The sequence below is a fragment of the Pseudomonas sp. SDT291_1_S447 genome (assembly GCF_054070155.1).
Window position 1 is genome coordinate 1 of the sequence record NZ_JBSVXS010000133.1, and the last position, 13,608, is coordinate 13,608.

Annotated in this window: 14 protein-coding genes; 9 read left to right on the forward strand and 5 right to left on the reverse strand. The window is 52.2% G+C overall.

Annotated elements, in window-relative coordinates; all coding sequences use genetic code 11:
* From ACW9IR_RS25420 to queC, 6 genes are all read left to right on the forward strand, one after another.
* Window positions 1-674, forward strand: a 674-nt coding sequence (locus ACW9IR_RS25420; RefSeq protein WP_457465389.1) for an RHS repeat domain-containing protein, incomplete at its 5' end; no start/stop codon positions are given.
* Window positions 671-1,135, forward strand: a complete 465-nt coding sequence (locus tag ACW9IR_RS25425) for a hypothetical protein (RefSeq protein WP_095114477.1) — start codon at window positions 671-673, stop codon at window positions 1,133-1,135. The genes ACW9IR_RS25420 and ACW9IR_RS25425, both read left to right, overlap by 4 nt.
* Window positions 1,136-1,625: 490 nt before the next feature.
* Window positions 1,626-2,027 (forward strand): hypothetical protein, encoded by a 402-nt coding sequence (locus ACW9IR_RS25430; protein ID WP_102901780.1) that lies wholly within the window; start codon window positions 1,626-1,628, stop codon window positions 2,025-2,027.
* 416 nt (window positions 2,028-2,443) lie between these two features.
* A complete protein-coding gene (locus ACW9IR_RS25435) occupies window positions 2,444-3,175 on the forward strand; it encodes a hypothetical protein (protein WP_457465391.1) in 732 nt (243 codons plus the stop codon).
* A gap of 261 nt (window positions 3,176-3,436) precedes the next feature.
* Window positions 3,437-3,823, forward strand: coding sequence for a hypothetical protein (locus ACW9IR_RS25440; protein ID WP_457465393.1), 387 nt, complete (start codon window positions 3,437-3,439; stop codon window positions 3,821-3,823).
* 268 nt (window positions 3,824-4,091) lie between these two features.
* Window positions 4,092-4,790, forward strand: coding sequence for a 7-cyano-7-deazaguanine synthase QueC (queC, locus tag ACW9IR_RS25445; protein WP_457465395.1), 699 nt, complete (start codon window positions 4,092-4,094; stop codon window positions 4,788-4,790).
* 53 nt (window positions 4,791-4,843) lie between these two features.
* Here the strand turns inward: queC and ACW9IR_RS25450 are convergent, their stop codons facing one another.
* Both ACW9IR_RS25450 and ACW9IR_RS25455 read right to left on the reverse strand, forming a co-directional pair.
* Window positions 4,844-5,722 (reverse strand): queuosine precursor transporter, encoded by an 879-nt coding sequence (locus ACW9IR_RS25450; RefSeq protein WP_016987923.1) that lies wholly within the window; start codon window positions 5,720-5,722, stop codon window positions 4,844-4,846.
* Complete coding sequence (locus ACW9IR_RS25455) at window positions 5,706-6,311, reverse strand: helix-turn-helix transcriptional regulator (protein ID WP_077571669.1); 606 nt, start codon at window positions 6,309-6,311, stop codon at window positions 5,706-5,708. The genes ACW9IR_RS25450 and ACW9IR_RS25455 overlap by 17 nt, the downstream gene beginning before the upstream one ends.
* 532 nt (window positions 6,312-6,843) lie before the next feature.
* On the opposite strand from ACW9IR_RS25455, the gene ACW9IR_RS25460 reads away from it, so the two are divergent.
* On the forward strand, window positions 6,844-8,193 hold the full coding sequence (locus tag ACW9IR_RS25460) for a serine hydroxymethyltransferase (RefSeq protein ID WP_457465397.1): 1,350 nt from the start codon (window positions 6,844-6,846) through the stop codon (window positions 8,191-8,193).
* A 68-nt stretch (window positions 8,194-8,261) separates the two neighbouring features.
* Here ACW9IR_RS25460 and ACW9IR_RS25465 read toward each other — a convergent pair whose 3' ends face one another.
* Complete coding sequence (locus ACW9IR_RS25465; protein WP_457465399.1) at window positions 8,262-9,680, reverse strand: amino acid permease; 1,419 nt, start codon at window positions 9,678-9,680, stop codon at window positions 8,262-8,264.
* Window positions 9,681-10,573: 893 nt separating this feature from the next.
* Between ACW9IR_RS25465 and ACW9IR_RS25470 the strand changes: the two genes are divergently transcribed.
* Together ACW9IR_RS25470 and ACW9IR_RS25475 are read left to right on the forward strand one after the other, a co-directional pair.
* On the forward strand, window positions 10,574-10,711 hold the full coding sequence (locus ACW9IR_RS25470; RefSeq protein ID WP_003222780.1) for a hypothetical protein: 138 nt from the start codon (window positions 10,574-10,576) through the stop codon (window positions 10,709-10,711).
* Window positions 10,712-10,782: 71 nt separating this feature from the next.
* Window positions 10,783-11,748, forward strand: coding sequence for a M29 family metallopeptidase (locus ACW9IR_RS25475; RefSeq protein WP_102901785.1), 966 nt, complete (start codon window positions 10,783-10,785; stop codon window positions 11,746-11,748).
* A 217-nt stretch (window positions 11,749-11,965) separates the two neighbouring features.
* Here ACW9IR_RS25475 and rluB read toward each other — a convergent pair whose 3' ends face one another.
* Window positions 11,966-13,186 (reverse strand): 23S rRNA pseudouridine(2605) synthase RluB, encoded by a 1,221-nt coding sequence (rluB, locus tag ACW9IR_RS25480; RefSeq protein WP_095122761.1) that lies wholly within the window; start codon window positions 13,184-13,186, stop codon window positions 11,966-11,968.
* A 143-nt stretch (window positions 13,187-13,329) separates the two neighbouring features.
* The gene (locus ACW9IR_RS25485; RefSeq protein WP_007919669.1) at window positions 13,330-13,521 is read right to left on the reverse strand and encodes a DUF1289 domain-containing protein; all 192 of its coding nucleotides are present in this window, start codon (window positions 13,519-13,521) and stop codon (window positions 13,330-13,332) included.
* Between the last annotated feature and the right edge of the window lie 87 nt (window positions 13,522-13,608).

The window sequence follows — 13,608 nt, forward strand, 5'->3', positions numbered from 1 at the left end:
TGGCCTGGTATCAGTGTGATCACCTCGGCACGCCGCAGGAATTGACGGACTCGCAAGGCAACATGGCCTGGACCGCGCAGTACAAGGCGTGGGGGCAGGTGACGGAGCAGCGTTCGGAGTGGGCGCGGCAACATGGCGTGATCAACCCGATACGGTTCCAGGGGCAGTATCACGATCATGAGACGGGGCTGCATTACAACCGTCATCGGTACTATGATCCGGGGGTTGGGCGGTTTGTTAGTAAGGATCCGATTGGCTACGCGGGGGGAATCAATCTTTATGCTTATGCGCCGAACCCGGTACTGTGGACCGATCCATGGGGGCTAAGTAACGAACCACTGGGTAGCGAAAATAATCCCTTTGTTACGTCTAGAGCAGCTCGACGCGAAGCCATGAGGCAAGCCGGTATACCCACAAGTCAGCAACCCAGCGGTCAATCCAAAAATAAATCCGGGTGGGAATATCGTTACGACTCACCACAACCAGGTGGAGGTAACGGACAATCATCCGTACAACAACAAACAATGGACGTAAGTCATCCAGACAAACCACATTGGGAAGCAGGTAAAGTAAAGCTTGACGATAACGGAAGTCCAAGGATGAGTAAACATGGCCGCCCTCAGTTACGCAACGGCAAAGGGAAAGCTTTCTATAAACAAGGGTGCTGCAAATGAATATAGATCCTTATAAAAGAGAAGTTCTTTATAGAAAGGCTCAAGGAAAAAAACTGCTTAGTCACTATCAAGAAAAGTTAGCCTCACTTGTAGCTCTACCTTTTGATGGATCGCTGCTTTTAAGTTTACCGGAAACAGATAGCGTAATCGCAGCGCTAATGACGAAGCGCGAGATCTCCTGTGTGCGCAAAGAATATTCGCTATCCACTGAAGCAATTAACTTTTCTTCGTCAGCAATCGAGAATCGGAAATACTATTTGTTTATAGATGAGGACTGGAAATATTGTGGAGCCTACATGCTCGCAAGCGGCGCTTCCCTATGTGCGAGTTTTGATTTTGATAAATCCAAAAGTGACGAGATCAGGTTAATTGACGCCGAACTCTCTATGCAAATCTCTGTTGATTATAGTGAAATTTGCGGAGAGAAAATATTTGAATGCTGTATAAAAAAATATGAGTGAGCGACAGGAAATACTTGATGTTCTTGATAATTTTTTAGGCGATATTTACGAAAAGGCTTCGAGGCATCTAAATATTGTATTAAAAAGAAATTACGGTCACTACGAGTATTCGGGCGATAGATTCAGTGCCTACTTGACGTTTCTTCCAAGTGAAATAGAGCTATTATTCGACGGAGAGGAGGTTGATGCTGAAAACTTTATTACTCCTTGGATTTGTGTACCTCCGATGGAGAAGTACTTGGTAGGAAAATAGTATCTGCAAGTGGAAATTCTGCCGAGATTGGGGTGATATTGACCTCTACTGGTGAGCCCGTCCTTACACAGTTATTAGCGTTCTTGAATAACAGCATTACCGTTTAATTCATTGGAAAGGTCCACGATCAAAAAAAGTATGGATTGCTGACACTGATACCTACGGTGACTATATGAGCAACATAAGAGCGGGCAGGAAAAATATAAACTTTAAATCTTTGAAGTGCAAGAATGCTAAATGATTACGTCTGCTGAAGAATTTGTCGCGCTGCGCGATAGTGAAATAAAAGTCGATTATGATCGAGCAGCAATGGAAGAGGCTCCTCTTTCAGTGTGGCGCGAAGTAATTGAAAGATTTCCTGAGCATAGAAGATGGGTGGCTCACAATAAAACAATACCACTGGAAATTCTTGAAGAGCTATGTGCGTTCGATGCCAGTGTCCGACGTTTCGTTGCATCCAAGCGAAAATTATCACTTACATTGTTCGAGCGACTTTCCCTGGATCCCTGCTCCGTGGTGAGAGGTGCAATAGCTGCAAATAGAAAAACACCTATCGAAATTCTTGAAAAGCTGCTCAATGATGAAAGCGAGAACGTTGCAAGAGTGGCGGAGTGTAATTACAAAGAAAGAAAGCCTTGATTGTGCGGCCTTGAAGTAGATCTTGCGGAGCATATAGGGGGTGGATCATATGGTCAAAAAACCAACATACACCGTCTACCCCTAACAAGATCGGCACCCTAACATCTGTTCTTGTTCCGCAAGCCGTCTATTTTAATTCAAGTAAAGTGCGTCAGGGTTGATAATCCGCCCGAACTAACACTATATTAGCTTACAAAAAGCCCTGACCCATATATGATTTCTACTGATTCCCATAAGCTGATTTAGCTGTTTATAGCTGGGATGGATAATCTCCACGTCGCCTAGCTTGGCTTATTGAATTTCTTGAATATAGTCCACCCCTGAAAAAATTAAGATAATGTCACCCCGTCCTTTTCTAACGTTTTAAATGAAGAACATTAGTTATATGAGAACCAAGATTCAAAAGGGTAGCCACAATGAAAACCATCGTTGATATCGGGTCTGTTCTTGCTACCAAATCTGGTGGGTTTCACTTTGATAACTCATGCGACTCATTATGGTATCTGGCTACAGGCTATGATTACGGCTCGATCTTTGATTATTTGGCTCCAATTTTCTTTCGATATAATATATATACCGTACTTGCTACCGAACTCGATTCAAGTAGCAGTATCGCGAAAAAACTAGGCCTACATAAAAGAGCATTTGGAAAGCTTGGTTTGGCCGCGACGAACAAAAGAAGACATCTCGAATTAAACTTAGACATTGAGGGGAAGCATAATTTCTGCGACCTCTCAACTGCCTCCAGTAGCGAAGAAATAAAAATACTTTTGACAGCCATATACAAAGGATGGAATGCATTAATATTTTTGTCAGAGATGGAATTGGATGAAAGTGATAAAAAAGAGATCCTCAGTGTAATTAGTGAAATTTATAGAGTTTCAGGTACAGACTTCTCTCAAGCCTCCTCATTAAAGTTATTTCATAAAGTGATAGCAGTACTATGTTCGAAAAAATGCATTGTCGTCATGCTAGGTGAAGATCACTCTGACACTCGAGCAATATTAATCTCTGGCCCTCCCGAACAGATAGTAGAATTTTCAGAGTTTGCGAATAACTTGGTTGAAGCCGACTCCGACCCTACTCCAACACCGTTTACTCGTGAATTTATACTTAAAACTCCTTTCGTGAGACGGCGCATGCTTTAGATATAAAGAAAATCCTAAAGCTGCATTACTCTCTTCGCGCTCCAATGGTTAATTTGACTTTCGTGCACAAGCACAAAGAATCTCTCGTAAAAAGACCAAGCTATTGAAGATCAAACAAACGAAGTCTGTCCCTGGTAGAATCGACAACTTCTCATCTAGTCATGATCCGGGGTGCCGTCCACCTCAAACCAAGTACGGCCCATCAGAGATGAGGAGTAACCCAATCAGGTATGCAATCCTCACCACCTATAGGTAGTGTCTATGGAACAAGTAAGCAAGGTTTCGGAGGCCTTTCATCGTTTTGAAGATGGGTTAATTCTTTCTTTCGAATTTTTTTACCTTCCCAGCGAACCCCTTGCCGCGCAAGTAATATTCTATGCCAGAGATCATAGAGTTGAAGGCAACGTATGGAAGAAAGTAAAGGTGGTAGTGGGGGCGGTGGAGGAGTTAAGTGCAAAAGTTAGAGGCAATCAGTTTAACTCGATATGCTCTGGGGTTAGGATCTTGAAATTTGACGACGTCTGGTGTGTGGAAATTGATGGAAATTACGACATGGACGCCGACCCTGCTTCACTTGCCCAGATACGCGAGGATGGAGAGCTTTACATAATTGGTCGACAGATAAAAATCCTCGAGATTGAAGACTGATTTTTATCGGTTTAGTTTTCGAAAAATCGAACCGTTGCGGAACTTCGTCCCGCGTGAGCATCCTCCACGGGACGCGCTAACCGCGATCTAGCGTTTGCACCTTTGAGCACCTGCAAGGAGAGGAAATCCTCGGGGACTAGCCTCACTCCACTTTAAGATAGCCGCTCACGGACTCACGCGCGCATCTGGACTCTGCACCGAACTCCATCCCTATTTCGAGTATCATCTCCCCTTTTGCCCTTAAGACCTCAATGCAGGAAGCATAACCATGACCAACAAAGCAGTTATCGTATTCAGCGGCGGGCAGGACTCCACCACGTGCTTGATCCACGCCCTGACCCACTACGATGAAGTCCACTGCATCACGTTCGACTATGGTCAGCGTCATCACGCAGAAATTGAAGTGGCGCAACAGCTGTCGAAAAAGCTCGGTGTCACCGTGCATAAAACGCTGGATGTGTCCTTGCTCAATGAGCTAGCCATCAGCAGCCTGACGCGCGATAACATTCCGGTCCCGACCGTTAACAGCTCAGGCGAGAGTCTGCCAAGCACCTTCGTTCCGGGACGGAACATTCTGTTTCTGACCCTGGCCTCTATCTATGCCTATCAAGTCCAGGCCAAAACGGTCATTACCGGTGTCTGTGAAACCGACTTCTCGGGCTATCCCGATTGCCGGGATGAATTCGTCAAGGCTTTGAATAAAGCCCTTGAATTGGGCATGGATTACAAGCTGCAACTGGATACGCCATTGATGTGGCTGAACAAGGCAGAAACCTGGGCCTTGGCTGATTACCACCATCAACTGGATCTGGTTCGCGAAGAAACACTGACTTGCTACAACGGCATCAAAGGCACTGGATGTTCCGATTGCGATGCCTGCAATCTTCGCGCGAAAGGCTTGAATGAGTTCCTGAACAATAAAGTGCAGGTGATTCAACGCTTGAAAGAGAAACTTGGCTTAAAGTAAAAACGCAACAAGAAGCGCTCACTCAAGCAAGCTGAGTGAGCGCTCTCCTCTCTTTATTGCGTCTGCGCACCCGTCAGGTATTTCTTGAACAAAGATCTTGCGCCGTAGGCCGGCAAGATATTAAAGAAGGCAAAACCTACCTTGATTGCGATCTGAACGTAGATCATGCCCAGTATCGCGCTATTTTCCATCGTTCCGTAGAACGCGATATAGCAGAACAGAAAACTGTCGATGATCACGGCAAACAATGTGCTTAAAAACACTCGCAAAAACAGAAACCTGGAATTTGTGAGTTCTTTAATCTTGCACAACAGGTACGAGTTTATGTTCTCGGAAACCAGAAACGATATAGAAGACGCTACAAGGACTGCGGACAACTGACTGATAACATCATTGTAAGCGCCATCGAGTTTCCAACCCGGCAGTCCCGGAAGATGGGTCGTGATGGCCAGCAGAATGATAATCGCGGCGTTGCTGATGAACGCGAACAGGATCGCTTTTCGCGCGAGCCGCAGGCCAAATGTTTCGTTAAGCAAGTCGACGATCAGGAATGTCAGCGGATAGAGGAAGGTGCCCGGCGTTACGACAATATCGAAATACTCGAGGTAGATCGGTTTTGTCGCTGCAATACTGGTAAAAATATAAAGCGTGAACAGCATCAGGTTCAGGATGATGTAGATCATCCAGGAACTCTCATGCCGGTCATTTATTTCGTAAGCGGTGAGTGCTCCGCCCTGGGAGTAAAACTTCTTGTAGAGGTTTTTCACTTCGATTTTATTCAGATTATCCATAATCTCACTATTCAACACTTCACTTAGCTTTATTTTAATTATTTTGCCTGTCGCAATAACCATGATAACGGCCAGGCTTTTTCCATTTTCGAACCCCAGCAACTTGTACTTGCTGTTTTCAACGTCAACACTGCAATCCATTAAATCGTTCCTCGATTACATCTCCGATCACGCATACACGATCCGTATCGAAGCTGCCTTCATGGCTTATAGATAACTTCGCTGTGATTTTGTCATACACCAGCTTTTCCCTGTCGCTGGTCGATGCTCCTTTCTGCACGATCAGCAGATCGCCGGGTTCATTCATGCCACTGATTTCATTTTCCAGCAGCACGCCAATCAGGTTAAAGGACGCGCCAAAATAGTAAGTCAGTGGATGAATCGTGGCCAACTCACCAATTCTTTTATCCAGACTTTGCAGCAGCATACTTTCCTTGATGACAGGCACCGCCGCCGGATTCATGTTCCCCTGTGGCGAAATACTGCTTTCGATGATTTCCTTTTCTTCAAAATCAATCGTCTCTATTTCTTCGTAAGATACGCCGAAGAAATCAGAAATCTTGCGCACAGTGGACTGCTGGACATTGACCACCTTGCCTTCAAGGATGTTGTAGATGGTCGTTCGGGTCAAACCACTGGAGTTGCACAAGGACAGTTGCGTCTCCCCGCGACTCTTTATCAGATATTTGATGTTGTTCTTCAGATTCTCCGATCTTTCTCTTCTGTGCATCACATGCTTATCATCCATTTTTAACTGCAATCAATGTCACGTCCCGAATGATCATTCCGGACATACACAAGTGAGGTAGGAAATTGCAGTTATATCCCTGTCAGTGCCGCGCAGGATCATAGCATTCTCCCTCCCTGGGTTCGGTATAAAAAGTCAGCTTTCACAGGCTGCTTCCGCCAACGTGCGGGGTCATTTCAGCCTCCTCACTGACTCGTCAGTTCCTGTCGACTTCCACCCGAGGCCTGAAAATCGTCCCCGGGCAATGCCTGTTTTACACCCGACGCGACCACAAAAAGAATCATTTTCTTTGAATAATGTTCATTTTTTTGATTAATTCTGTGGCGTTCCTCACTGAAAAATTTATGATGCGTCAATCCGGCGTCGCATTCTCAAGAGTGAGAGGACGAAAAACCGGGAGGCCTGTACAGGGTTTAGTTTTGCGCGCACAGCGGTCAAAACACGGATTCGCCTGTACAGATCTGGCAAGCAAGGACATGCGCAAATCACGCAAAACCAGGGAAGGAATCAAGCAATGGCAGTCATTACTGAACCGCTCAAGAACCAGGCTGACTTGCTGCGACGCGGCCTGGCAGATCTCCGCGCAGAAGACGCCGAACTGGCGGCAATTCTCGACGCTGAAGTCACGCGTCAACAGCACACGCTTTCACTGGTCTCCTCCTCCTGCGCAGTCCAGCCGCGAACCTTGGCGGCCTCCGCTTCCGTGCTGGTCAACGTGACCGCTGAAGGCATGTCCGGCAAGCGCCACAGCGCAGGGTGCGAGAACGTCGAGCGGGTCGAATCGCTGGCCATCCGCCGGGCGCGGCAACTGTTCGGCGCGCAATACGCCAACGTGCAGCCACACTCAGCGTCGAACGCTGTTTATCAGGTGCTCACGGCGTTGCTTGAGCCTGGCGATACCTTGCTGGGCATGGCGGTGGAACACGGCGGTCATCTCACGCATGGCAGCCTCGCCGCGTTTTCCGGCGCCTACTACAAGGCGATTCAGTACGGCACGACAGCAGACGGCTTGATCGATTACGACAAGGTGCGCCTGCTCGCACTCGCCCATCGCCCACGCGTCATCCTCTGCGGCGCCAGCGCCTATTCGCGTGAAGTGGACTTCAAGCGGTTTCGCGAAATTGCCGATGAAGCCGGGGCCATCCTGCTCGCCGACATTTCGCATATCGCCGGGCTCGTCGCCACCGGGCGCCATCCAAGTCCGATCGACGCCGCCCACGTCACCGTCACGTGCACGCACAAGCAACTCGCCGGGCCTCGTGGTGGCGTGATTCTCAGCGGTGCTGATGCGAACACCAAGATTCCTGGCTTGCGGACCACCTTCAGTCGCCTGCTTGATCAAGCCGTGTACCCACGAATGCAGGGCGCGCCTGCTGCCAACATGATCGCTGCGAAAGCTGCCGCGCTGGGTTATGCAATGTCTGCAGCATTCGATGCCTGCATGGCGCAGATCCGCAGTACGGCGGATGAAATGGCCAAAGCGTTTCAGGCCAAGGATTATGAAGTGGTTGGCGGCTGCAGTGAAAACCACACGGTGCTGGTTCGCTTGCGGGGTGGCATCACGGGGGCTATCGCCGAGGCGGCGCTGGGGCACTGCGGGATCATCGTCAGCAAACATCGCGTACCCGACGATCCTCGTTCGGCATTTGTCACCAGCGGGCTGCGCATCGGCACGGGCGCGCTGGCGCAACGCCGGGTCGATGTCCACGGCAGCCGCCAGATCGTCGATTTGATCGTGCGGATTCTGAACACGGTGGCGCCGCTCGGCGAACAGGATTACACCTTGGAACCCCTGCTCCTCGCGCAGTTTCGTTCAGAGGTCGAAACCCTGTGCCGGGACTATCCTGTCGCCGACTATCAATAGCGTTCCAACATTTGCAGCCATAAAAAAACCCGGCGCTCAGGCCGGGTTTTGTGTTTCTGCGTCAGCGCTTACTTGGCAGCACCTGCCGTGTGCACGGCCTGCTGCGCACCGCGCTTGTTCTTGATCACGTAGCAGACCCACATGAACACGACCCACAGCGGAATCGCATACACCGAGATCTGAATGCCCGGGATCAGCAGCATCACGCCGAGGATGAACGCGACGAACGCCAGGCAGATGTAGTTGCCGTACGGATACCACAGCGCCTTGAACAGCGGCGTCTGCTGGGTCTTGTTCATGTGCTGGCGGAACTTGAAGTGCGAGAAGCTGATCATCGCCCAGTTGATCACCAGCGTCGCAACCACCAGCGACATCAGCAATTCCAGCGCGTGCTGCGGAATAAAGTAGTTGAGCAACACAGCGACCAGCGTCACCGCCGCCGAAGCCAGAATCGACCGCACCGGCACGCCACGCTTGTCGATCTTCGCCAGACCTTTCGGCGCATCGCCCTGCTCGGCCATGCCCAGCAGCATGCGGCTGTTGCAGTAGGTGCCGCTGTTGTACACCGACAACGCCGCGGTCAACACCACAAAGTTGAGGATGTGCGCGGCGGTGCTGCTGCCGAGCATCGAGAACACTTGCACGAACGGGCTGCCGCTGTAGGAATCGCCGGACGCGTTAAGGGTTTCCAGCAGGCTGTCCCACGGGGTCAGTGACAGCAGGATAACCAGAGCACCGATGTAGAAAATCAGGATGCGGTAGATCACCTGGTTGATCGCTTTCGGGATCACGGTTTTCGGCTTGTCGGCTTCAGCGGCGGTGAAACCGAGCATTTCCAGACCGCCGAAGGAGAACATGATGATCGCCATGGCCATCACCAGACCGCTCACCCCGTTCGGGAAGAACCCGCCGTGCGACCACAGGTTGGTTACCGACGCTTGCGGGCCGCCGTTGCCGCTGACCAGCAGGTAGCTGCCGAGCGCAATCATGCCGACGATCGCCACGACCTTGATGATTGCAAACCAGAATTCGGCCTCACCGAAGACTTTGACGTTGGCCAGGTTGATCGCGTTGATCAGCACGAAGAAGGCGGCAGCCGACACCCAGGTCGGAATGTCCGGCGCCCAGTAGTGGATGTATTTGCCGACCGCGGTCAGCTCCGACATGCCCACCAGAATGTACAGAATCCAGCAGTTCCAGCCCGACAGGAAACCGGCAAAGCCGCCCCAGTACTTGTGCGCGAAATGGCTGAAGGAACCGGCCACCGGCTCTTCGACGATCATCTCGCCGAGCTGGCGCATGATCATGAAGGCGATGAAGCCGCAGATGGCGTAGCCGAGAATCATCGACGGGCCGGCGGATTTCAGTACCCCGGCCGAGCCGAGGAACAATCCGGTACCGATCGCGCCACCGAGGGCGATCAGTTGAATATGGCGATTTTTCAGGCCGCGTTTCAGCTCGCCTGATTGCGAGGGTTGTCCACTCATGAAAAAGGTCTCACGCAAGGTTTGATGATGTTCAGTAGACGTTGCTGCCAGGTTGCGATTTCAAGCAGCCCCGATCAAACCCCAGCGCAGGCACCAGGAGTTCAGCTTATTTACAACGGTCATGCGTCACCTGTTTGTTTTTATCTGTGACGAAATCGAACCCGAAACGCTTGTGGCGCCACGGAGTGAACAAGGCGGATAGCCTTGAGATTTTTGCGATTACGCAGAGGGTCACAGTTAAAACGCGGCGCATTGTACACCGCTAACCCCCTGCTGCCAGACCCCGCTGGATCAGCGTGATGGTTGCCGGGATTGCGTGTGTCCGCCTCGAGACACTCGAGCGGCTGCAAAAATTGAGTCAGGCCTTTGCAGGCCATCGGCGTGGACGAGGAAAAAACCGTCCCACGGAGAGAGGTGGAGATCAGTCACGGCGTTCATTGCGCCTCCTTCTTGTTATGCACCTGCACGACAGGCATGGGGCGCATCTCACCCTGCAAACGCCGCTGAAACAAGCGCGCCAGAGCCTTGCGCAACGCCCGGCCGACCAGGCTTCGGCAGCTTTTCCTTACAGCCCCCATGGAGGGTGGTATTCACTCGGTTTTCCCGGCTTTTTCGTAAACATTTCTTTACGACGCGTAACGCAGAGTTTCCATTTCAGAAAATTCTGTCGGACGTCTGCAAATTGACGGTCGCTAGCTTGCTAATGAAAACCACGACTTAGTTTTTTGTTTTCAAATAAGAAAAACCCAGTTAAAAAACAGAATAAAAAGTCTATTTAAAAATTAAATGAATAATTTTTTGCATTACAAAAATCCCTGAACTAGGTTCTTCACGTCTTGCCGGCCACCTCGACCGGCCAGTCACAACCGTGAAAGTCATCTAGGAGATCGACCATGCAAGCACTGGAAAAAGACTTGGATACCGAACTGCAACTGGACGAATGGTTTGAAGCACCGACCCACGAGGCAGCAGTAGAAATGATGCAAGCCGACGCGGTAGTTCCGTTCGGCACGGCGATGTGGCCTCTGTAAGACATCCCCGGGCAGGCACGATCCGGCCGGTCGTGCCTGCCACTTTCTTCACGGTCAGTCAGGGAGGACTCATGGATAAGCCCCGCGCGATCTCGCATTTCCTTTACTACCTCGAACACCACCCTGCCCTTGCCGGCCTCGACTCGGCGAAGGTACTGCTAGGCCACACGGCTGATTATGAAGCGCTGACCGGCGCCATCGCCGAACAGGCAGGCGATCATCCTCGTTTCCAGTTCAGCGCCCGACGTCTGGACCTGGAAAGCACCGCAACGCTGACTTCGGCGATTACCGACAGCGATCTGTACATTTTCTTCTACGACTCTTCCACCCTGCCCAACCCGCGTCCCGACGGCCCGGAGTTCGTCCGCGCATTGCAAGGCGTGATGGCGGAAAACTGGAAGAAGTCGCTACTGTTCAAGGACTACGGCGAGTATTTCTACGACACTTTCAGCGTCACCCCGCAGCGAATTGCCGGGCTCAACAGTCACCTGATTCAGCGCATGTCCCAGGCGACCACGCTGAGCTTCAAGGACGACGACGGCTCATGGTTCGAAACGCCGCTGAGCAGCATCAAGAAGTGGACCGACATCAACGGCATCGGCAACTTCGACCTCGCACCCGGCGAAATCGCCACGCACAGCGAAGCCATCAATGGCCATGTGAAATTCAAGGGCACGTTCCTCAGCACCATTCCGTTTGCGCGCAAATACGGTGTGCTGGAATCGCCGCTGGAACTGTGGATCGAGAACTCGACCATCAGCCGCATCGCCACCGAGGTGCCGGGGCTGGAGCATGATTTCAACAAGTATCTGGATGCCAACCCTTCAAACCGGCGGATTGAGGAGTTGGGGATTGGCACCAATGAAGGCGTGAAAGATTTGTATGCGCGTAATGCCGGATTTGAGGAGCGGCATTGTGGCTTGCACCTTGGCTTGGGCGGTGGCGCCAAGGGCAGTCATCATCTGGATCTGATCTTTTCGGGTGGGGTTTTGGCGCTGGATGACAAGCCGGTGTTTGATGGGCGTTTTGTGTTCTAGCCCAAGATTTCTTTATTGACGCTACCGGCCCTTTCGCGAGCAAGCTCGCTCCCACAGGGGATTTGTGTACGACACAGCTCCAATGTGGGAGCGAGCTTACTCGCGAAGAGGCCCTGCCAGGCGCTATATACCTTTTGCCAGACGAAAAAAAACGCCAACCCTGAGGTTGGCGTTTCTGCTTTGGCTTGAAGCTTGCCGCTAAAAGCTCAAAGCTGCCTCATTCCGGCTTCTTGCGACCAAACCCCGGACGCTGACCGGAACCGGCCGGTGCGCCACGACGCTTGCCCGACGGCTTGTCGCCATCAACCAGCTTGATCCCCGGACGCTTCGGCGCAGGTTTGGCCGGACGCTTGTTGGTGGTGTCCGCTGGACGATCCGCCACTGGCGTACCACGACCGGCAGGAGCACCGCGCTCGCCACGTTCAGTACGACCGTTGGCCGGACGCGGAGTGCGCTCGCCGTCACGGGCGACTGGCTTGCGACCTGGACGCTCGCCTTCGATCTGCGGCTCACGGCTTGGACGTGGGCCGGTCGGCGCGCCAGCGGCTGGACGCAGCGTACGTACGCGCTCGGTCTTGGCCATCGGCCGCGACGATTTGCGCTGCATACGCTCAAGCTTGTCTTTGCTCTTGGCGTTCAGCTGCGGCATGGCAACCGGCGTCAGGCCGACTTCAGCACTGAGGATGTCGACTTCGTACTGGCTCATTTCGCGCCAGCGGCCCATCGGCAGGTCGGAGTTGAGGAACACCGGGCCGAAACGCACGCGCTTCAGACGGCTGACCACCAGACCTTGCGATTCCCACAGACGACGAACCTCACGGTTACGGCCTTCCATCACCACGCAGTGATACCAGTGGTTGAAGCCTTCGCCGCCCGGTGCCTGCTTGATGTCGGTGAACTTGGCCGGGCCGTCTTCCAGCACCACGCCAGCCTTCAAACGCTCGATCATCTCGTCGTCGACTTCACCGCGTACACGCACGGCGTACTCACGGTCCATCTCGTAGGACGGGTGCATCAGGCGGTTGGCCAGCTCACCATCAGTGGTGAACATCAGCAGACCGGTGGTGTTGATGTCGAGACGACCGATGTTGATCCAGCGCCCTTCTTTCGGACGCGGCAGCTTGTCGAACACGGTCGGACGGCCTTCCGGGTCGTCACGGGTGCAGATCTCGCCATCGGGTTTGTTGTACATGATCACGCGGCGCACCGATTCGGCCGCCTCTTCGCGCTTGATCACCTTGCCATCAATGGTGATCGCGTCGTGCATGTCGACGCGCAGACCGAGGGTGGCGTCTTTGCCATTGACCTTGATCCGGCCCTGGCTGATCCAGGATTCCACGTCACGGCGCGAGCCGACGCCGATTCGGGCGAGGACTTTCTGCAGCTTTTCGCCTGCTGGGCCGATTTCCTGGTCGTCTTTCTGAATGATGTCGCTCATCTGGGCACCTCCCGGTGTGGTCTGTTCAGGCGGCGCCTGAAGCATTGAAATCTGGGTTCTAGGCCGAAGGGATCGGCGAAGGGTCGCGAATCATACGCGGATGTGCGCCGTCGCGCATCAGAGACTAGCTGATCGATCGACAGTTATTTCTTTTTCCGCCGACCGGCGCCACCGAGTTTGATCAGGCGCAGCGCGGCTTCGGCCAGTACGGTGCGCTTGTCGTCCTTGTCGAGTTTCTTCCAGGCTTTGATTTCGCGCTTGCTGCGGCCGCAGCCGAGGCAGATGTCGTCGGTGAATTTGCAGAGGCTGATGCACGGGTCTTTTGTTGAACTCATCGCCATCTCCGGAAAAACACAAATCCCCTGTAGGAGTGAGCCTGCTCGCGATTGCGGTGTATCTGGCAAGAAGATGTCGACTGACAC